The sequence below is a fragment of the Cellulomonas telluris genome (genome assembly GCF_004886325.1).
GTDB lineage: Bacteria > Actinomycetota > Actinomycetes > Actinomycetales > Cellulomonadaceae > Cellulomonas > Cellulomonas telluris.
In genome coordinates this window covers 446,948-466,046 of sequence record NZ_QXFN01000003.1, presented here as the reverse complement: position 1 = coordinate 466,046, position 19,099 = coordinate 446,948, and the positions used below count along the sequence as shown (strand labels likewise).

Genomic DNA, 19,099 nt, shown 5'->3' with positions numbered 1-19,099 from the left:
CGTGGCTGCGCGGGGCGGTCCCGCTCAGCTGCTCGCGCGCACCACCAGCTCCACCGACGGCTCGTCGTCGGGCTCGGGCAGCCCCAGGTCGGGCCGCAGGCGTCGCAGGACGTGCCGCGCGATCGTGGCGCCGACGTCGTCCGGGCGGATGTCGACGGAGGTCAGCGGGGGCGCGGCGAGCCGACCCGCGACGAGGTTGTCGACGCCGACCACGGCGACGTCCTCGGGGACGGCCAGCCCGGACGTGCGCAGCCCGGCGAGCACCGCGAGCGCGACCTCGTCGTTGTACGCGCACACCCCGGTGACCGGCTCGTCCCGCTCCCGCATCCGTCGCACGGCGCGCGCGGCGGCGTCGACGTGCAGCGGCACGTCCACCACGACCGGTGCGGGCAGGGCGTGCGCCTCGCACGCCTGCCTCACGCCCGCCAGGCGTCCCCGGGCGAAGCCGAGCAGGTGGGTGTCGGTGGGCGCCGCGAACGCGAGGTGGCGGTGCCCGCGGCGCACCAGGTGCTCGGCCTGCATCCGCCCGATCACGTCCTGCGGGACGCGCACGGTCCGCCCCGGCTCCCCGTCGAGCGAGACGCCGATGACGGGGATGCCCGCCGCCTCGATCGCCTCCTCCTCCTGGGCCGGGAACGCGGCGAGGTTCGCGATGGCCGCCGGCATCAGCTCCCGCCAGAGGGCGCGCAGGCTCCCGCTGTCGCGCTGCCGCCGCGACACCACGTTGTGCCCGTGCGGCTCCAGCACCTCGGTCAGGCCCCGCACGAGCGAGATGAGCGCGTCCCCGACGGGCACGTCCGGGAGGATCGCGAGCACCGTGTCGGTCGACCCGCGGCGCAGCGCGCGGGCGGCGGCCGACGGGGCGTACCCGAGGCTCGCGGCGGCGTCGCGCACGCGCTCGCGCGTCGCCTGGCTGATCGACTGGTTCGGCGTGTCGTTCAGCACGTAGCTCACCGTGCTCTGCGAGACGCCCGCCTCGCGGGCGACGTCCTTGGAGGTCACGCGACGGTCGGGCATGCATCTCCCCTGCTCTGCACGGCAAGCGGGACCAGTGTGCACCCCTGTGGGGGTCTTCGTACCGATTCCGGGTCGATCATGACGCATGACCTGATCGCGCGCCCAGGGGGGCTCGGGTGAGACGTATCGGCAGCGCGGCGCGGGCACCGCGGGCCGGGCCCTCGCGCGGCCCGGCCGCGCCCGCGCCGACGGCTCAGGCCCCGGCGCCCGCCAGCCAGGCGACCTCGCGGCGCACCAGCGCCCGCCGCGACGGGCTCTCCCAGGAGCGGACGTCGTGGCCGAGCGCGTCGTACAGCACGCGGCCGGGACCCGGCGCGACCCACACGACGGGGTGGTCGCGGCCCTCGTGCCGCGTGGTGAGGAGCACCCGGCTGCCCGGATCGACGACGAGGTCGCAGTAGCGCTCGTCGAAGGCCTCGATCGCGTCGAGCCCCGCCGTCACCGGGTGGTCGCCGTCCGCGACGTCGAAGCGCGCCGGCCCGATGGGCGGGTGCCAGGACGTGCCGTCGACCCAGCGCCCGCCCACGAGGCCGGACCACCCCGGCGCGTCGTGGAACGTGTTGGCGCCGGCGTGCAGCACGAGGAGCGGCACCCCGTCCGCGACGAGGCCGGCGAGCGCCGCGTGGAAGCCGGCCCACGCGGCGTCGTCCCCGTCGAACGCCGGGTCGACCCGACCGCTCCCGGCGGCGACGACGAGCAGGTCCGGGCGTCCGAGGGTCGTGGCGACGAGGCCGTCCTCGGCGAGGAGGCCCGGGAACGTGCCGTGCACGCGCACGTCCCAGCCGTCGGTCGCGAGCAGGGGCTGCAGGACGCCGGCGGTGGCGGCGCCGTCGTGCCACGGGTCCTCGTACCGTCCGCGGCCGACGAGGACGAGCGCGCGGCGCGGTGCGGGGGTGGCGGGGGTGTCGGTCGGCATCCGGCCAGTGTGCCGCGCACGCCGGCGTCGGCGCGGACGCCGGCCGGTGCCGGGCGTCTCGACATCGACGCCGCGGGGTGCGAGGATCGTTGCAAACGTTTGCAGTCTTCCATCGTCCTTCCACCGACGATGGCGGTCCCCCGACCCGATGGAGCGTCGTGACCACCACCCCCACCGGCAGCCCCGCCACCGCGCTGCCGCTCGACCGCGTCGCGCTCCTGCTCGCCGCCGACGACGACGTCGCCGTCACGACGCAGGACGTCCCCGCGGGGACCGCCCTCGCGCTGCCGGCCGCGCCGGGCGCGCCCGTCGCCGTGCCCGCCGACGTGCCGCGGGGGCACAAGGTGGCGGTCCGCGACCTGCCCGCCGGCACGCGCGTGCACAAGTACGGCCAGGTCATCGGCCGCACGACCGCGGCCGTCCGCGCCGGCGAGCACGTGCACGCGCACAACCTCGGCATGGACGACGTGGCGCACGCGTACGAGTTCGGCACCGCGCGCGTCCAGGTGCCGCCCGCGACGACGACCCGCACGTTCGAGGGGTTCCGCCGCGCGGACGGCCGCGTCGGCACCCGCAGCTACGTCGGCATCGTCACCTCCGTGAACTGCTCGGCGTCCACGGCCCGCATGATCGCCGACCAGTTCCGCGGGCCCGTCATGGACGCCTGGCCGCACGTCGACGGGGTCGTCGCCCTGACGCACGACTCCGGCTGCGGGCTCGTCCCCACGTCCGAGGGCGGGCAGGTGCTGCGCCGCACGCTGCGCGGGTACGCCGCCCACCCCAACGTGACGGGCCTGCTCGTGCTGGGCCTGGGCTGCGAGATGCTCGCCGTGCAGGGGCTGCTCGCGGACCTACCGGCCTCGCCCGACACCCTGGTCGAGCACATGACGATCCAGGACGAGGGCGGCGTGCGCGCCACCGTGCGCGCCGGGGCGGCGGTCGTCCGCGGCATGCTCGACGAGCTCGAGCAGCGCCGTCGGGAGACCGTCCCGGCGTCGGAGCTCGTCCTCGGGCTCAACTGCGGCGGCTCGGACGGCTACTCCGGCATCACCGCGAACCCGGCCCTCGGGCGCGCGTCCGACCTGCTCGTCGCGCAGGGCGGCACCACGGTGCTCGCCGAGACTCCCGAGGTCTTCGGCGCGGAGCACCTGCTCACGCGCCGCGCGGTCAGCGAGGCCGTCGGCCGTCGCCTGCTGGACCGCATCGACTGGTGGCAGGACTACATGACGCGCGGCGGCGGCACGCTGGACAACAACCCGTCCCCGGGCAACAAGGCGGGCGGCCTGACGACGATCCTCGAGAAGTCGCTCGGCGCCGTGGCGAAGGGCGGCACGGCGGAGCTGTCGGCGGTGTACGAGTACGCCGAGCCGATCACCGACCGCGGGTTCACGTTCATGGACACCCCCGGCTACGACCCCGTGTCCGTCACCGGCCTCGTCGCGGGCGGCGCGACCGTCGTGTGCTTCACGACGGGACGCGGGTCGGTGCTCGGCACCAAGCCCGCGCCCTGCGTGAAGATCGCGACGAACACCGAGATGTACGAGCGGATGCGCGAGGACATGGACCTCGACGCGGGCCGCATCGTGACCGGTACCGCGACGATCGACGACGTCGGCGAGGAGATCCTCGACCTCGTGCTCGCGGTGGCCTCGGGCCGGCCGACGGTCAGCGAGGAGCTCGACCTCGGGCGCGACGAGTTCGTGCCCTGGCAGCTCGGCGCCGTCACCTGAGGGCCGGCGTGCCGACCACCCTGCACGACGTCGCCCGCGAGGCCGGCGTCTCGGCCGCGACCGCGTCCCGGGCCCTGACGGGCGGCACCGTCAGCGCCGGCACGCGGGCCAGCGTCCGCGCCGCCGCGGAGCGCCTCGGGTACCGGCCGAACCGCGCCGCCCGCGGGCTCATCACGGGACGTGCCGGTGCGCTCGGGCTCGTCGTGCCCGACCTGACCAACCCGTTCTTCGCCGACGTGGCCAAGGGGGTGGCCGCGCGGGCACGCGCGGCGGACCTGCCCGTGTTCGTCGCGGACGCCGACGAGGAGGCGGGCCTGGAGGTCGAGGCGGTGCGCTCGCTCGCGCGCAGCACCGACGGGCTCCTGCTGTGCTCCCCGCGGGCCGCCGACGCGCAGCTGCTCGACGTCGCCGACGCCCGGGCGACCGTGCTGCTGCACCGCCGCGTCCCGGGGCTCGCGTCGGTCGTCGCCGACCTCGCCGACGGCACGCGCCAGGCCGTCGAGCACCTGCGGGCCCTGGGGCACCGCCGCATCGCGTACGTGCCGGGCTCACCGGGGTCGTGGGCGGGCGAGCAGCGCGACGTGGGCCTGGCCGCGGCGACCGCGGACGGCGGGGTCGAGGTGGTCCGCTTCCCGCCGGTCGCCCCGACCGTGGCCGGTGGCGTCCAGGCGGCGGACCTCGTGCTGGCCGACGGCGCGACGGCCGTGCTCGCCTACAACGACCTCGTCGCGGTCGGTCTGCTGGGCCGCGCGACCGCCCGCGGCGTCCGCGTCCCGGAGGACCTCAGCGTCGTCGGCCACGACGACACCGTCGCCACGATGGCGCACCCGTCGCTGACGACCGTCGCCGTGCCGCAGCGCCGCGCGGGCGCCGCCGCGGTGGACCTCCTCCTGCGCCTCGTCGCCGCCGCGCGCACGCCCGGCGCCCCGCTCCCGGAGGACGCCGAGGTCACCCTGACGACGCACCTCGTCGTCCGCGCCTCCACGGCCGAACCGACCCGCCCCCGCTGACCCCCTCCCTCTCCCTCCCCGCCGAGTTCGCCACTCGTGCTCGAGATCGCCAGTCCTCCCTGGCGAACTCGCGCCGGAGTGGCGAACTCGGCACGCCCGGCGGATGGCCTCCCGGGATGCCGGGCGGCGGGGGCGCCCGTAGCGTCGTGGGCAGTCGACCGGGAGGTGCTGCCATGGAGAACGACCTGTCCGTCCGCCCGCTCGCGCTCGTCACCGGGGCGTCGAGCGGCATCGGCCTCGAGCTGGCCCGCGAGCTCGCCGAGCGCGGCTTCGACCTGCTCGTCACGGCCGAGAACCCCGAGCTGACGCTCGCCGCGGACGGCCTGGCCCAGATCGGCACCGCCGTCCGCGCGGTGCAGGCCGACCTGACGACGGTGGAGGGCGTGCAGACGCTCCTCGACGAGGTCACGGCCGTCGGGCGCCCGCTCGACGTGGCGGCGCTCAACGCGGGCCGCGGCGACGGCGGCGCGTTCGTCGAGATCCCGATCGAGAACGACCTCGCGACCGTGCAGCTCAACATCGTCGCGAACCTGCGCCTGGCCAAGGGCATCCTGCCGGCGATGGTGCAGCGCGGCGCCGGCCGCGTCCTCATCACGTCGTCCGTGGCGGGCCTCATGCCCGGCCCCGGCTACGCCACCTACGCCGCGAGCAAGTCGTTCCTCACCTCGTTCGCGGAGGCGATCCGGCACGAGCTCAAGGACACCGGCGTCACGGTGACAGCGCTGATGCCCGGGCCCACCGACACCGACTTCTTCGAGCGCGCCGACATGGTCGAGACCGTCGTCGGCCAGAGCAGCAAGGACGACCCCGCGGACATCGCGCGCCAGGGCGTCGAGGGCCTGCTCGACGGCAAGGACAAGGTCGAGGTGCACACCGTCAAGGCGCGGATGCAGTCGGCGATGGCCGCGGTGCTGCCCGACGCCGCGAAGGCCAAGGTGCACAGCGCGTTCACGAAGCCCACGGGTGAGAAGGCGGAGCGCTCCGAGCTGGGCGACTGACGGCCCGATCACCGACCCCGCACCGACGGCCGGCCGCGCGCACCCGCGCGCGGCCGGCCGTCGGTCCGTCAGGGGGCGACGCGCCCGTGCTCGACGAACGCCGCGTGCGTGAGCGGCATGAGCTGCGCCCAGGCCGCCTCCATCTGCTCGGCGACCATCTCGATCTCGCGCTGCGGGAACGACGGGACCTTCGCGTCCTCGCTCTTGGTGCGCAGCGACAGGAAGTGCATGAGCGAGCGCGCGTTGCACGTCGCGTACATGGACGAGAACAGCCCGACGGGCAGGACGGCGCGGGCGACCTCGCGGGCGACACCCGCGGCGAGCATGTCCTGGTAGGCCGTGTACGCGTGCTCGTACGCGCCCCGCATCGCGGCGTCGACGACCGCGTGCTGCTCGTCGCTGCCCTCGAAGAACTCGTACCGGCCCGGCTTGCCGCGCTGGACGAGCTTGCGCTCGGTGCCCGGCACGTAGAACACGGGCTTGAGCTCGCGGTAGCGGCCGCTCTCCTCGTTGTAGGAGAAGCCCACGCGGTGCCGGTGGAACTCGCGGAACACGAAGATCGGCGCGCTGACGAAGAACGTCATGGAGTTGTGCTCGAACGGCGTGCCGTGCCGGTCCCGCATGAGGTAGTTGATGAGGCCCTTGGAGCGCGACGCGTCCGCGTCGATGTTCTCCAGGGTCGCCTCCCCCGCCGTCGAGACGCGGGCCGCGAACAGCACGTCGGCGTCCCGGGCGGCGTGCCGCACGAGCTCGACGGTCACGTCGCTGCGGTACGTCGGCTGCTCCTGCGGGACCTCGTCGGCGACCGTCATCCGTGCGTCCTCCCGGGGACTCGCGCGCGTGGACCCGCGCCTGGCGAACGGGCCCGCGCACCGGCCGGCGGGCACCGCGTGCGAGCGTACCGCCGGCGCGAGGGCCCCTCCCGCACCCCGGCCGACGCGCGAGGAATTCTCAACTACGGTGGTGACGTTGAGAACTGGGCCGCGGGACCGCCCCGCCGGCCGGTGCGGAGGGCAGGGACATGATCGGTCAGCGCGTCACGCGTCAGCGGACGGCGATCGCCGGGCTGCTGGACGACCTCGGCGAGTTCCGCAGCGCGAAGCAGATCCACCTGGCGCTGCAGCAGCGCGGCGACGACATCGCGCTCGCCACCGTCTACCGGACGCTCAACGCGATGGCCGAGCAGGGCGACGTCGAGGTGCTCCTGAGCCCCTCCGGCGAGCACACGTACCTGCGGTGCGCACCGACCGCCGAGCACCACCACCACCTCGTGTGCCGCACGTGCGGCCGGACGGTCGACGTGGACGCCCCCGAGCTGGAGGAGCTCGCGGCCGCGCTCGCGTCCCGGCACGGGTTCACCGAGCTGGAGCACTCCGTCGACTTCGTCGGGGTCTGCGCCACCTGCGCGGAGCAGGCCGCCGCGCGCTGACCCACCCGCCCCCGCCGGGGCGTCAGTGCACGTGCCCCCGGTCGGCCGCGACCTCGGCGTGCGGGGTGCCGCCCGCCACGACGGCGGCGATCAGCGTCGTCAGCGGGATCGCCAGCACGAGGCCGATCGACCCGGCCAGGGTGCGCACGATCTCCTCCGCGAACGCCCCGCTCGTCAGGGTGCGGGCCAGCGGCTGGCTGTACACCTCGAGCAGCAGCAGGACGGGCAGCGACGCCCCCGCGTAGGCGAACGCGATCGTGTAGACGGTCGACGCGATGTGGTCCCGCCCGATCCGCATGCCGCGCGTGAACAGCTCGCGCACCCCGGCCCCGGGGTCCGCCGCCCGCAGCTCCCACACCGCGGAGGCCTGCGTGATCGTCACGTCGTTGAGCACGCCGAGGCCCGCGAGCACGACGCCGCACAGGAACACCCCGCGCAGCACGTCGACGCCGTCGTCGCCGAGCAGCCGCGAGAGCTGGAACGTGTCCTCGCTCGTCACGGGCTCCAGGTGCGCGAGGGCTGCGCCGACGACGCCGAGGCCCGTGACGAGCGCGAGACCGGCGAGCGTCCCGACGAGCGCCGTGGTCGTCCGCAGCGACACCCCGTGCGCCAGGTACAGCACCGTCACGACGATCGCCGCGGACGCGCACAGCGCCACGACCAGCGGGTTCTCCCCCGCCACGACCGCCGGCAGCAGGTAGGCGCCGAGCACGCCGAACGCGAGCGCGAGACCCAGCAGCGCCCGCAGGCCCCGCACGCCGGCCACGACGACCGTGAGCAGCGCGAACACGACCGCCAGCGCGGTCAGCGGCACGCCCCGGGCGAAGTCGCCCCACGCCCACACCTCCGGCTGCCCGTCGGCCTCCGGGTACCGCTCGAGCACGACGCGGGTCCCCGGCGGGACGTCGGCCGGTGCGAGGCCCGCGGTGGCGACCACCTCGACCGTGCCGCCGTCGGCGACGCCCTCGGGCAGCTGCGCGGTGACCGCGAGGCAGCGCACCTCCGCGGGCACCGTCCCGTCGGGCTCGACGTCCTCGACCGTCCCGTCGCACGTGCGCCACTGCGCGCCGACCACGGTGGCGGTGACGAAGTCGACCGCGCCGGCCTGGGTCGGGTCCTCCTGGACGCGCGGGCCGGTGGGCCACGTCAGCGCGATGCCCGCGAGCGCGGCGACCCCGACGGCGAGCACCACCAGGACGAGCCACGCGCCCGCCACGGGGCGCCGTGACGCCTCCGCGCGGCGCGTGCGGGACGAGCCCGTACCGGGGCGGTCGGCGGTCAGCGGCGGGACGTCGTCGCGGGTCACGCCCCGATCCTGGCAGGGCGGCGGGTCGCCCACCCGGGCGACTCGCGTCGCCGTCGGTGCCGTCGCGGGCGAGACTCGAGGCGTGCCGCCGCTGCCCGACCTGGTCCGACCGATGCTCGCCGTGCCCGGCGAGCTGCCCACCGGCGACGACTCCGGCTGGGCGTACGAGATGAAGTGGGACGGCGTGCGCGCGGTGGCGTACGTGCAGGGCGGCGGGGTGCGCCTGCTGTCGCGCAACGACCGCGACGTGACGCGCTCGTACCCGGAGGTCCTGGGGCTGGGCGAGGCGCTCGGGTCCACGGCGGCCGTGCTGGACGGCGAGCTGGTGACCTTCGACACCCGTGGCGCCCCGGACTTCGGGCGGCTGCAGCAGCGCATGCACGTGGCCGACCCGGCGACCGCGCGCCGCCTCGCGCGCACCGTCCCGGTCGTCTACCTCGTCTTCGACGTCCTGCACGTCGACGACGCCTCCACCCTGTCCCTGCCGTACGACGCGCGCCGCGAGGTCCTCGCGGGGCTGGGCCTGGCCGGTCCGTCGTGGCAGGTGCCGCCGTCGTTCGACGGCCCGGGCGCGGACGTGCTCGCCGCGAGCCGCGAGAACGGCCTCGAGGGCGTCCTCGCGAAGCGGCGCACCGCCACGTACCGTCCCGGCGCACGCTCCCCCGACTGGCGCAAGGTCAAGCACGTGCACACCCAGGAGGTGGTGCTGGTCGGGTGGCGCCCGGGTCAGGGCCGCCGCGCGGGCACGGTCGGGTCGCTGGTGCTGGGCGTGCACGACCGGGGCGGCGTGCTGCGGCCTGCGGGCGGCGTGGGCACCGGGTTCACGGGACGCGCGCTCGACCACCTGGGCGCGCTGCTGCGGCCGCTCGAGCGCCGCACGCAGCCCGTCGAGGGCCGGTTCCCGCCGGCCGACGTGCGCGACGTGCACTGGGTCGAGCCGCGGCTCGTGGGCGAGGTCGTCCACGCGGGCTGGACGTCCGACGGGCGGCTGCGTCACCCGTCCTGGCGCGGCCTGCGCCCGGACAAGCACCCGGATGCGGTCGTCCGCGAGGACTGACCCCTATCCTTGGGCTTCGCGGTGTCGGGGCCGAGCACACGGTCCTGCCCGCGGTCCTCCTGAAGGGCGGTCCCGTGTCCGGTCCCCGCGCGTCGCGACGCGACGCGACCGCGCCGACCCCGGCGGCGGTCGCGGACGTCGCGCTGACGCGGCTCACCCAGCTGGCCGCCCGTCTGCTCGGCGCGCCCGCTGCGCACCTCGCGCTCCTGGACGCGGCCGACCACGTCGCGGGCGTCGAGTCCCTCGCGGGCCCGGACGACCTGTGCGCGGCGACGGCCGAGGCCGGTGCCGCGGTGGTCGCGCCCGACGCGACGCTCGACCCGCGGCTGGCGTCGTCGGCGTCCGTCCTCGACGGCACCGTCGGCGCGTACCTGGGCGTCCCGCTGCTCGGGCGGGGTGGCCGCGTGCTGGGGGCGCTGTGCGTGACCGACGCCCGCCCGCACGCGTGGTCCGACGCGGACGTCGCGCTCGTCACCGACCTCGCCGCGGCGGCGGTGACCGAGCTCGAGCTCGCGTCGCTGTCGGCCGACTACGAGTCCGACCGGGTGCGCTGGCAGCTGGCCGTGTCCGCGGGCGGCGTCGGCAGCTTCGACTGGGACCTCGTCACCGGCCGGCTGGACTGGGACGACCAGCTGCACGCGCTGTTCGGCATCCCGCGCGAGGAGTTCGCGGGCACGATCGAGGCCTTCGACGCCGCCCTGCACCCCGACGACCTGCCGCGGGTGCGGCAGGCGATCGACCGGGCGATCACGACGTGCTCGGAGTACGAGGCGGAGTACCGCGTGCTCCTGCCGGGCGGCGGCACGCGGTGGATCCTGGCGCGCGGGGCGGCCCTCGCCGGTGAGGACGGGACGGCCGTCCGGCTGCTCGGGGCGGCGTACGACACCACGGCCCAGCGCGACGCGGACGCGCGCATCGCGCGGATGCTCGAGTCGATGTCGGCGGCGTTCTTCCTGCTCGACGACCGGTGGCGGTTCACCTACGTCAACGCCGAGGCGGAGCGCGTGCTCGGCCGCAGCCGCGAGGAGCTCGTCGGCGGGAACATCTGGGAGCTGTTCCCGGCCGCCGTCGGCTCGGACTTCGAGGTGCACTACCGCGGCGCCGCCGAGTCGGGCGAGCCGCGCGCGTTCGAGGCGTACTACCCGGCGCCGCTGAACGCCTGGTACGAGGTGCGGGCGTGGCCGGGGCCGGACGGGCTGTCCGTGTACTTCCTCGACATCTCGGCGCGGCGGCGGTCCGAGGAGGAGGCGGCGCGGGCGCAGCGGCGCCTGCGCGCGGCGTCGGCCCGCCTGCAGCTCCTGTCGGCGGTCAGCGACGACCTCAGCTCGACCCTGGACACCGAGGACGCGGTCCGCCGCCTGGCGCGTCACCTCGTGCCCGGCCTGGGCACGTGGTGCCTCATCACCATGGCGGACGAGCACCGGCAGCTGCACGACATCGCGAGCTGGCACGCCGACCCGGACCTGCGCGCCACGGTCGAGCACTACGCGAAGCTGCGGCTGACGGCGCTCTCGCCGCGCTCGTACCTGTTCGAGGCGCTGCGCACGGGTCGCCTCATCGAGGTGCCGGACGCGACCCGCACCATCGTGGAGGCGCTGTCGGGCGAGGCCCGGGACGTGCTGCGGGACCTGGCGCCGCACATGGCGTACGCGATCCCCATGCGCGCCCGCGGGCGCACCGTGGGCGCGATCACGCTCTTCCTCGACGCGGAGCGCGGCCTGCTCCCGGAGGACGACCTGGCGATGCTCACGCAGCTCGCCGACCGGGCGGGCCTCGCGCTCGACAACGCGCGGCTGTACGAGGAGCAGCGGCACATCTCGGAGACGCTGCAGCGCGCGCTGCTGTCGGCGCCGGTCGAGCCGGACCACGTGCACGTGGTGGTGCGCTACCTGCCGGCGGCGGAGGCGGCCGAGGTGGGCGGCGACTGGTACGACGCGTTCCTGCAGCGCGACGGCGCGACGGTGCTCGCGATCGGCGACGTGATGGGCCACGACACGCAGGCGGCGGCGGCGATGAGCCAGGTGCGCACGCTCCTGCGCGGCATCGCGTACACGAGCGGGGGCACGCCCGCGGAGGTGCTCGAGAGCCTCGACGACGCGATGCGCGGGCTCAACGTCGACACCATGGCGAGCGCGGTGGTCGCGCGCCTCGAGCAGACCCCCGAGGAGCAGGACCGGGGCCTGCGCCGGCTGCGCTGGTCGAACGCGGGCCACCTGCCGCCGCTGCTGGTGCGGCCCGACGGCACGGTGGAGGAGCTGCACGGCACCGAGCCGGAGATGCTGCTGGGCGTCGTGCCGGGGCGGCGTCGCGCCGACGCGGACGTCCTGCTGGAGAACGGGTCGACCGTGCTGATGTTCACCGACGGGCTCGTCGAGCGCCGCGGCGAGCACGTCCGGGACGGCCTGGACCGGCTGCGGGAGGTGGTCGCCGCGGTGGCACCGCGGGCGGCGGCGACGGGCACGGGGCTCGACCTCGAGGTGCTCGTCGACGAGGTCCTCGACCGGATGCTCGGCGGACCCGCGGACGACGACGTGGCCGTCGTGGCCGTCCACCTGTTCCCGCAGCACCTCCCGCGCCCGCCGCAGGCCGGGCCCGAGGACGTCTGACCTCGTCACCCCGGACCCGTCGCGCAGGCCCGGACCCGTCGCGCGGGGCCGGCCCGTCGGCGTCGTGCGTCAGCGCCTCCGGCGCACGAGCGCCCGGACCGCGACCACCGCGACTCCGGCCGCGAGCACCCACGGCCCGGCGACGACGATCGGGTCGACGGCGTGGTGCGGCAGGTCGACGCGGTGCGGGTCGCGGCGTGCGGTCAGGCCGTGCCGGCGCCCCTCGGAGAGCACCCCGGTCTCGGTGACCGGGTTGTCGGGGCGCCCGGACACGAACGACGCGAGGTGGTTCTCGACCGCGTCGACGCGGTCGGCGGCGATGAGCAGCAGCCAGTGCGCGGCGCGCCCCTCGCTGTAGCGCGCGTAGGCGAACCGGCGGATCGCGCCGGACGCCCCGTGCAGGGGCTGCGCCGTGCCGAAGACGGGCGTCACGCGGGCGTGCTCGATCGAGCGCTCCCGCCCCTCGGCCCCGGGCTGCTGCTCGGGCTCGTGCCAGTGCGCCCCCGTCTCCAGGTCGCGCCGCTCGCGCGGGTAGGACGGGCGCACCGCCGGGTCCAGGTCGACGCCCCAGCCGGGGATGCGGGCGCGCAGCTGCTCCGCGGTCTCGGGCAGCGGGGGCTTCTCGGGCGTGTAGGGCACGGTCCGCTCCTCTCAGGCGTCGCCGGGGACGACGACGGTCTTGATGCAGTTGTCGAGCTTGGCGGAGAACATGTGGTAGCCCTCCGCGATGTGCTCGAGCGGGATGCGGTGCGTGATGATGTCGCTCGGCGTGAGGTAGCCGGCCCGGATGTGCTCGAACAGCCGGGGCCACTGCCGCTTCACGGGCGCCTGGTTCATCCGCAGCGTGAGGCCCTTGTTGACGGCGTCCCCGAACTTCACGGCGCTGAAGATGGGCCCGTACGCGCCCATGACCGACACCGTGCCGCCCTTGCGCACCGCGTCGATCGCCCAGTTCAGCGCGATGGGCGAGCCGCCCTGCAGCTTGAGCGTCGCCCCGGTGAGGTGCTGCGTGAGGTTGCCGTCGGCCTCGGCGCCGACCGCGTCGATGACGACGTCCGCCCCGAGGTGCTCGGTCTCCCGCTTGAGCCGCACGACGATGTCGTCGACCTGGCCGAAGTTGATCGTCTCGGCGTAGGCGAACTCGCGCGCCTTCTCGAGCCGGTAGTCGAGGTGGTCGACGACGATGACCCGCCCGGCGCCCATGAGCCACGCGGAGCGCGCCGCGTACAGGCCGACCGGCCCGGCGCCGAGGACGACGACGACGTCCCCCTCGGCGATCTCCCCGAGCTGGGCGCCGAAGTACCCCGTGGACAGCGCGTCGGTGCACATGAGCGCGTCCTCGTCGGCCATCCACCCGGGGATGACCGAGGGACCGACGTCCGCGAACGGGACGCGCACGTACTCGGCCTGCCCGCCGTCGTAGCCGCCGGTCGTGTGCGAGTACCCGTAGATGCCGCCGACCGCCGTCGCGTTGGGGTTCACGTTGTGGCAGTTGGACCACAGCCCGCGGGCGCAGAAGAAGCACGAGCCGCAGTAGATGTTGAACGGGACCATGACGCGGTCGCCGACCTGCAGGTTCTGCACCGACGGCCCGACCTGCTCCACGACGCCGATGAACTCGTGGCCGAACGTGTGCCCGACCCGGGTGTCCGGCATGAGCCCGTGGTAGAGGTGCAGGTCCGACCCGCAGATGGCCGCCATCGTCACGCGCACGATCGCGTCGTTCGGGTGCTCGATCCGCGGGACGTCCTTCTCCTCCACGCGGACCTTGTACGGACCTCGGTAGACCATGGCGCGCACGGGCGGCACCACCCCTCGGGCGTCGGGACGCGCCCGGATCTGGACGCGCCGTCCAGGCTGGCACGGGCACCGGTCCCCCGCCTCCCGACCCGGGGAGGCGGCCGCGCGGCTAGCGTGGACGGCTCGGGACGGTGCGACGTGGGGAGGGCGGGTGCGCGAGCTCGTCGTGCTCGGCACGTCGTCCCAGGTGCCCACGCGCACCCGGAACCACAACGGGTACCTGCTGCGCTGGGACGGCCAGGGCCTGCTCGTCGACCCGGGTGAGGGCACGCAGCGGCAGATGATCCACGCGGGCGTGAGCGCCTCGGCGGTCACGCGGATCTGCCTCACGCATGTGCACGGCGACCACTGCTACGGGCTGCCCGGCGTGCTCTCGCGCATGGTGCTGGACGGCGTGGAGCACCCGGTGCACCTGCACCACCCCGCGTCGGGCGAGCCGGTGGTGCGTGCGCTCGTCGCGCTCGCGACACCGGGGCTCGACCTGCGCCTGCACCCGCACGGCGCCGCCGGGCCCGTCGCCGACGGCCTGGAGGTCGTGCCTCTGCGGCACCGCGTGGAGACGTACGGGTACCGCGTCCGCGAGCCGGACGGGCGGACGTTCCTGCCCGACCGGCTCGCGGCCGCGGGGATCGCCGGGCCGGACGTGGGCCGGCTCGCGCGCGCGGGGCGGCTCGGGCCCGTGCGGGTCGAGGACGTCAGCGTGCCACGACCGGGCCAGCGGGTCGCCGTCGTCATGGACACCGCGGTGTGCGACGGCGCTGCGGAGCTCGCGGACGGCGCCGACCTGCTGCTCGCGGAGTCGACGTTCGCCGACGCGGACGCCGACCTCGCGGAGGCGTACCTGCACCTGACGGCGGGCCAGGCCGGTGCGCTCGCGGCGGCGGGCGGCGTGCGCACGCTCGTCCTCAGCCACTGGTCGTCGCGGTACCCCGGCGTGGCGCCGCTGCGCGCCGAGGCGGAGGCCGCGGTGCGCGCGGCCGGCGGGACCACGCACGTCCACGCCGCGCTCGACGGCGACCGCGTGCCCGTCCCGCCGCGGCGGGCGTCCGCCGGCTGACCGTCGCGTGAACGGTCGCCGTCCCCGGTGGCGGGCACCGCGGACCCCCGGTAGTCAGGACCCATGTCCCAGGCCGAGCCCCTGATGCCCCACCTGCCCGAGACGCGTGAGGAGGTCGCCGCCGCCGATCCCGGGCACGGCGCGCCCGACCCGGCCCCCGGCACGGGGATCGGTGGCGAGGACCCCGACACGCAGGTCGGCGACCACGACGGTCCGACGACGCGCGCGGTCGACACCGCGCCGGCCCGGGTGCGCGAGGACGACGAGCCCCGGTTCCGGACCCCGGACCCGCAGGACGTGCGCCGCCCCGCCGACGACGCCTGACCTGCCGCCGGCGGACCGGTCACCGGTCCGTCAGCGGAGCATGCTCGGGCGCAGCGCCGACTGCCCCTCGCTCGTCCAGTGCGCGAGCAGCAGCGTCGCGTCGTCCTGGAGCACGCCCTGCTGGTGGCGCAGGATCGTGCCGACGACGCGCCGGACCACCTCCGGCAGCGGCAGCTCCTCGGCGATCCCCCGCTGCAGTGCGTCGCCCAGCCGGCGCTCGCCGAACTGCTCGCCCGTGGCGTCCCGGGCCTCGGTGATGCCGTCCGTGTAGAGGACGAGCAGGTCGCCGGGCTGCAGCTGCTCCTCACCCAGGGCGGCCTCGCGCGGCTCCAGGCCGAGGATCGGGCGACGCCCGCCGGTCAGCGCCTTGACGACGACGCCGTCGCGCACGAGCAGCGGGGCCGGGTGCCCGGCCGCCAGGTAGCGCAGCCGGCCGGAGCGCAGGTCGAGCTGCGCCAGCACGCCGGTCGCGAGGCTCATGTCGTCGAGGTGGTCGGCCAGGGCGCGGTGCACCGCGTCCGCCTGGGCGAACAGGCTGTCCCCGCGGCGCCGCGCGGTGCGGTAGGCGGCGAGCGCCGCGGCGGCCGCGAGCCCGGCGTGCAGGTCGTGCCCGGTCGCGTCGAGGACCGCGAGGTGGGCGACGTCCTCGTCGAAGGCGTAGTCGACGACGTCGCCGCCCATGTCGTGGACGGGCTCGATCCGGGCGCTGACCAGGACGCGGGCGGTGCCGGCCGTCATGGGCGGCAGCAGGCCGGCCACGAGCTCGGCCTCGACGGTGCGCGGCACCGTCTGCCGGAGGCGCTCGAAGCGGTCCCCGTACCGGCCCACCGCGCCGACCAGGTGGCCGAGGTAGTGCGCGAGCAGCCAGCACTGGCGGTGCAGCACGGGGTCCTCGAGGTCGCGCCGGTCGTCCACCATCACGTCGAGGACGCCGACCCGCTCGACGCCGTCGACCACCGGCACCCACAGCCGCGCCTGGCCGTCGCCGCTGACCGTGGGCTGCGTGCGCAGCAGGCGGAACGCCCGCCCGGGGACGGTCGCGTCCACCCCCAGCGCGGGCCGGTCGCGACCGTGCTCGCCGGGCAGCGGCACGAGGACCTCGCGCGGGTGGTCGGCGAGGTAGAGGACGGCGCGGACGCCGAGGAGCGCCGCGGCCGCGTCGAGGGCCGCCGGCAGGGCGTCGGGCGGGACGAGGTGCGTGCGCCGCAGCAGCTCCACGACGGCGGCCAGCGGGCCGCTCGTGGGCTCCAGCTCGCGCACCGTGCGCGAGTACGGCGCCCGCGAGCGCCGTGACAGCTCGTCGAGCTCCTCGTTCACGGCCAGCGCGACGCGGTCGCGCTCCGGTTCCGTGAGCTCGAGCGCACCGTGCAGGAACGCGTCCAGCTCGACCGGCGCGGCGTTGCCGCCCAGGGCGAAGTAGCGCAGCCACAGCTCGTCGTCCGTGAGCCGCGCCCCCGCCTGCGCCGCCCGGATGAGCCGACGCTGCCGGTCGGCGCCGGTCGGGGCCGCCACTCAGCGTCCCCGGGGGCGCGCGCCGAGCAGCTCCGCCGCGGTGTCGTGCACGCCCCGCCGGTCTCGGCGGGCGAGGGCGAGCAGGTGGGTGAACGCCGCGTCCTCGGAGACCCCGTCCTGCCCCATGAGGAAGCCCGTGGCCCGCGCGACCAGGTCCCGGCGGTGCAGCACCTGCCGCAGGTCGGCGTCGAGGTCGGCGCCGCGCCGGAACCCCTCGGCGGCGGCGAGGAGCACGCCGGCCTGCGCGGCGAACATCGCCATGGTCGCCTCCGCCTCGGCGGTGAACGCCGAGGGGCCGGGTGCGTAGAGCTTGATGGCACCGACGGCGCTGTCCGCCGCGACGAGGGGTGCGCTGAGGCTGGACGCGACCCCGAGCGCGCTCGCCGCCGGCCCCCAGCGCGGCCACCGCTCGTCGTGCGCGACGTCGTCCACACGCACGGTGCGCCGGTGCCGCCACGCCGTGAGGCACGGGCCCTCGTCGAGCTCGTACTGCACCGCGTCGGCGGCGAGGACCGTCCGGTCCGTGCCGACCGCGGTCGTCCGGCTCCCGTCGGGTGCGGACGTCGTGATGCCGGCACCCGTGGCCGTCGGCACCGTGTGCAGGGCCGTGGCCGTGAGCAGCCGCAGGACCGCGTCGACGGTGTCCTGCCCGAGCAGGAGACCCGACGTGCGGGCCATCGTCCAGCCGAGCGCGTCGCGCCCGTGCGAGGCATCCATGCCTCTCCCGTCGTCGGCGCCAGGACTCCCCACGCTACGCGCGGCCCCGCGCGGGCGCCGGGCCAGGGCCGGAACCGGCGGGCGTCAGCGGTCGCGGAAGGGGCCGTGCAGGGCCGCCCACTGCAGCAGCAGGATGGTCTTGGCGTCCGCGATCTCGCCCGTCCGGGTCATCGCGAGCGCCTGCGCGAACGGCAGCTCGACGACCTCGACGTCCTCCCCCTCCTCGGCCACGCCGCCGCCGGCCCCCGTGCGTCGCTCGGGCGTGTACGGCGCCGCCCAGAAGTGCAGGCGCTCGGTGACCGAGCCCGGGCTCATGTACACCTCGAAGACGCGCTCGAGCGCCCCGACCCGCACGCCCGTCTCCTCCTCGGCCTCGCGCCGCACGGCGGTCTCGGCGTCGTCCTCGTCGAGCAGACCCGCGGCCGTCTCGAGGAGCATGCCGTCGGGGTGGCCGTTGACGTAGACCGGGAACCGGAACTGGCGCGTGAGCAGCACGGTGGCACGCTCGGGGTCGTAGAGCAGGACGGTCGCGCCGTCACCGCGGTCGTAGGTCTCGCGCTGCTGGCGCGTCCAGCGGCCGTCCGTGCCGCGGTAGTCGAACGTCGTGCGGCGCAGCACGTGCCAGGCCGCGGCGAGGAGCTCGACGGCCACGACGCGGACGCGCGGGTTCCGGGTCAGGTCGAGCCCGGTGCGGTCGAGGTCGGTGCGGCCGCGGTGGTCGGGGACCCGGGTGCCGGGCATGGCGGGATCGGTGGTGGTGTCGGCGGTGGTGGACGTGGTCGGCATGTGTGCGACACTACGGGCAGCAACGTGCAACAACAAGATGAATCGTGCAGAAGGGTAGCCCCGTGCTCACCGCCCAGCGTCGTGACCTGCTCCTCGACCGGCTCCGCCGCGACGGCCGGATCGTCGCCAAGGATCTGGCAGCGGAGCTCGGCCTGTCGGACGACACCGTCCGCCGTGACCTGCGCGACCTCGCCGCCGCCGGGCTGTGCCAGCGCGTGTACGGCGGCGCCCTGCCGGCGTCCCCCGCGGTCGGCGACCTCGCCGCGCGTCGCGACGTCGCGGTCGACAGCAAGCAGCGCGTCGCCGCGGCCGCCGCACGCCTCGTCGCGCCGGGCAGCACGGTCGTCCTCGACGGCGGGACGACGGCACTCGCCGTGACGCGCGCGCTCCCGCCCGACCTCGACGCGACCGTCGTCACGCACAGCCCCGCGGTCGCGGCGAGCCTCGTCGAGCACCCGCGCGTCGAGGTCGTCCTGCTGGGCGGGCGGATCTTCAAGCACTCCGGGGTCGCCTGCGGGGCCGCGGCGGTCGAGGCCGCCGAGCGCGTGAGCGCCGACGTCTTCCTGCTCGGCGTCACCGGCGTCCACCCCGTCGCCGGCCTCACCACCGGCGACGCGGACGAGGCGGCGATGAAGCGCACGCTCGCCCGCCGGGCGGCCGACACGTACGTGCTCGCGAGCGCCGAGAAGATCGGCGCGGCGTCGCCGTTCACGGTGCTGCCGCTCTCCGACGTCGCAGGGGTGGTGACCGACGTCCCCGCCGAGCACCCGACGCTCGTCGACCTCGCCGCCGCCGGCGTGCCGCTCGTGCACGCCTGAGGTGTCGGACGCCACG

18 protein-coding genes are annotated in these 19,099 nt (G+C 76.0%); 9 read left to right on the top strand and 9 right to left on the bottom strand.

Annotation, left to right across the window (positions count from 1 at the left end; all coding sequences use genetic code 11):
- Window positions 1–24: 24 nt before the first annotated feature.
- Together FB586_RS11010 and FB586_RS11005 are read right to left on the bottom strand one after the other, a co-directional pair.
- A complete protein-coding gene (locus tag FB586_RS11010; RefSeq protein WP_168800528.1) occupies window positions 25–1,017 on the bottom strand; it encodes a LacI family DNA-binding transcriptional regulator in 993 nt (330 codons plus the stop codon).
- A gap of 193 nt (window positions 1,018–1,210) precedes the next feature.
- Window positions 1,211–1,933, bottom strand: a complete 723-nt coding sequence (locus tag FB586_RS11005; RefSeq protein ID WP_136519350.1) for a ThuA domain-containing protein — start codon at window positions 1,931–1,933, stop codon at window positions 1,211–1,213.
- A gap of 158 nt (window positions 1,934–2,091) precedes the next feature.
- Between FB586_RS11005 and FB586_RS11000 the strand changes: the two genes are divergently transcribed.
- From FB586_RS11000 to FB586_RS10990, 3 genes are all read left to right on the top strand, one after another.
- Complete coding sequence (locus FB586_RS11000; protein WP_136519349.1) at window positions 2,092–3,663, top strand: UxaA family hydrolase; 1,572 nt, start codon at window positions 2,092–2,094, stop codon at window positions 3,661–3,663.
- Window positions 3,664–3,671: 8 nt separating this feature from the next.
- Window positions 3,672–4,673: a LacI family DNA-binding transcriptional regulator gene (locus tag FB586_RS10995; RefSeq protein WP_136519348.1), complete on the top strand. Its 1,002-nt coding sequence runs from the start codon at window positions 3,672–3,674 to the stop codon at window positions 4,671–4,673.
- 173 nt (window positions 4,674–4,846) lie between these two features.
- The gene (locus tag FB586_RS10990; RefSeq protein WP_136519347.1) at window positions 4,847–5,671 is read left to right on the top strand and encodes an SDR family NAD(P)-dependent oxidoreductase; all 825 of its coding nucleotides are present in this window, start codon (window positions 4,847–4,849) and stop codon (window positions 5,669–5,671) included.
- A 68-nt stretch (window positions 5,672–5,739) separates the two neighbouring features.
- Here FB586_RS10990 and thyX read toward each other — a convergent pair whose 3' ends face one another.
- Window positions 5,740–6,483, bottom strand: coding sequence for an FAD-dependent thymidylate synthase (gene thyX, locus FB586_RS10985; protein ID WP_136519346.1), 744 nt, complete (start codon window positions 6,481–6,483; stop codon window positions 5,740–5,742).
- A gap of 209 nt (window positions 6,484–6,692) precedes the next feature.
- Here thyX and FB586_RS10980 point away from each other — a divergent pair, with 209 nt between their 5' ends.
- Window positions 6,693–7,100, top strand: a complete 408-nt coding sequence (locus tag FB586_RS10980; RefSeq protein ID WP_136519345.1) for a Fur family transcriptional regulator — start codon at window positions 6,693–6,695, stop codon at window positions 7,098–7,100.
- Between the two features lie 22 nt (window positions 7,101–7,122).
- On the opposite strand, the gene FB586_RS10975 is transcribed toward FB586_RS10980, so the two are convergent.
- Window positions 7,123–8,406 carry a YibE/F family protein gene (locus FB586_RS10975; RefSeq protein WP_246036697.1) on the bottom strand — a complete coding sequence of 428 codons (1,284 nt, stop codon included), beginning with the start codon at window positions 8,404–8,406 and terminating at the stop codon, window positions 7,123–7,125.
- 82 nt (window positions 8,407–8,488) lie between these two features.
- Between FB586_RS10975 and ligD the strand changes: the two genes are divergently transcribed.
- Window positions 8,489–9,463, top strand: a complete 975-nt coding sequence (gene ligD, locus FB586_RS10970; RefSeq protein ID WP_222928346.1) for a non-homologous end-joining DNA ligase — start codon at window positions 8,489–8,491, stop codon at window positions 9,461–9,463.
- A gap of 74 nt (window positions 9,464–9,537) precedes the next feature.
- Entirely contained in the window at window positions 9,538–12,069 is a 2,532-nt protein-coding gene (locus tag FB586_RS10965) for a SpoIIE family protein phosphatase (RefSeq protein WP_222928345.1), read from the top strand.
- A gap of 69 nt (window positions 12,070–12,138) precedes the next feature.
- Here FB586_RS10965 and FB586_RS10960 read toward each other — a convergent pair whose 3' ends face one another.
- Complete coding sequence (locus FB586_RS10960) at window positions 12,139–12,708, bottom strand: hypothetical protein (RefSeq protein WP_136519342.1); 570 nt, start codon at window positions 12,706–12,708, stop codon at window positions 12,139–12,141.
- Between the two features lie 12 nt (window positions 12,709–12,720).
- Entirely contained in the window at window positions 12,721–13,869 is a 1,149-nt protein-coding gene (locus FB586_RS10955) for a zinc-dependent alcohol dehydrogenase (protein WP_136519341.1), read from the bottom strand.
- Between the two features lie 151 nt (window positions 13,870–14,020).
- Between FB586_RS10955 and FB586_RS10950 the strand changes: the two genes are divergently transcribed.
- Window positions 14,021–14,926 (top strand): ribonuclease Z, encoded by a 906-nt coding sequence (locus tag FB586_RS10950; RefSeq protein WP_136519340.1) that lies wholly within the window; start codon window positions 14,021–14,023, stop codon window positions 14,924–14,926.
- 63 nt (window positions 14,927–14,989) lie between these two features.
- Window positions 14,990–15,250 (top strand): hypothetical protein, encoded by a 261-nt coding sequence (locus FB586_RS10945; protein WP_136519339.1) that lies wholly within the window; start codon window positions 14,990–14,992, stop codon window positions 15,248–15,250.
- A gap of 30 nt (window positions 15,251–15,280) precedes the next feature.
- Here FB586_RS10945 and FB586_RS10940 read toward each other — a convergent pair whose 3' ends face one another.
- The 3 genes from FB586_RS10940 to FB586_RS10930 form a co-directional block, all read right to left on the bottom strand.
- Window positions 15,281–16,762: a PP2C family protein-serine/threonine phosphatase gene (locus FB586_RS10940; protein WP_136519338.1), complete on the bottom strand. Its 1,482-nt coding sequence runs from the start codon at window positions 16,760–16,762 to the stop codon at window positions 15,281–15,283.
- Window positions 16,763–17,479 carry a GAF and ANTAR domain-containing protein gene (locus FB586_RS10935; RefSeq protein ID WP_136519337.1) on the bottom strand — a complete coding sequence of 239 codons (717 nt, stop codon included), beginning with the start codon at window positions 17,477–17,479 and terminating at the stop codon, window positions 16,763–16,765.
- Between the two features lie 84 nt (window positions 17,480–17,563).
- Window positions 17,564–18,265: an NUDIX domain-containing protein gene (locus FB586_RS10930; RefSeq protein ID WP_222928344.1), complete on the bottom strand. Its 702-nt coding sequence runs from the start codon at window positions 18,263–18,265 to the stop codon at window positions 17,564–17,566.
- A gap of 44 nt (window positions 18,266–18,309) precedes the next feature.
- Between FB586_RS10930 and FB586_RS10925 the strand changes: the two genes are divergently transcribed.
- Window positions 18,310–19,083 (top strand): DeoR/GlpR family DNA-binding transcription regulator, encoded by a 774-nt coding sequence (locus FB586_RS10925; RefSeq protein ID WP_246036696.1) that lies wholly within the window; start codon window positions 18,310–18,312, stop codon window positions 19,081–19,083.
- The last annotated feature ends 16 nt before the right edge of the window (window positions 19,084–19,099 follow it).

Coding starts and splice junctions, on each gene's coding strand:
- FB586_RS11010 (WP_168800528.1), bottom strand. CDS start 1,017: ATGCCCGACCGTCGCGTGACCTCCAAGGACGTCGCCCGCGAGGCGGGC.
- FB586_RS11005 (WP_136519350.1), bottom strand. CDS start 1,933: ATGCCGACCGACACCCCCGCCACCCCCGCACCGCGCCGCGCGCTCGTC.
- FB586_RS10990 (WP_136519347.1), top strand. CDS start 4,847: ATGGAGAACGACCTGTCCGTCCGCCCGCTCGCGCTCGTCACCGGGGCG.
- thyX (WP_136519346.1), bottom strand. CDS start 6,483: ATGACGGTCGCCGACGAGGTCCCGCAGGAGCAGCCGACGTACCGCAGC.
- FB586_RS10980 (WP_136519345.1), top strand. CDS start 6,693: ATGATCGGTCAGCGCGTCACGCGTCAGCGGACGGCGATCGCCGGGCTG.
- FB586_RS10945 (WP_136519339.1), top strand. CDS start 14,990: ATGTCCCAGGCCGAGCCCCTGATGCCCCACCTGCCCGAGACGCGTGAG.
- FB586_RS10935 (WP_136519337.1), bottom strand. CDS start 17,479: ATGGATGCCTCGCACGGGCGCGACGCGCTCGGCTGGACGATGGCCCGC.
- FB586_RS10930 (WP_222928344.1), bottom strand. CDS start 18,265: ATGCCGACCACGTCCACCACCGCCGACACCACCACCGATCCCGCCATG.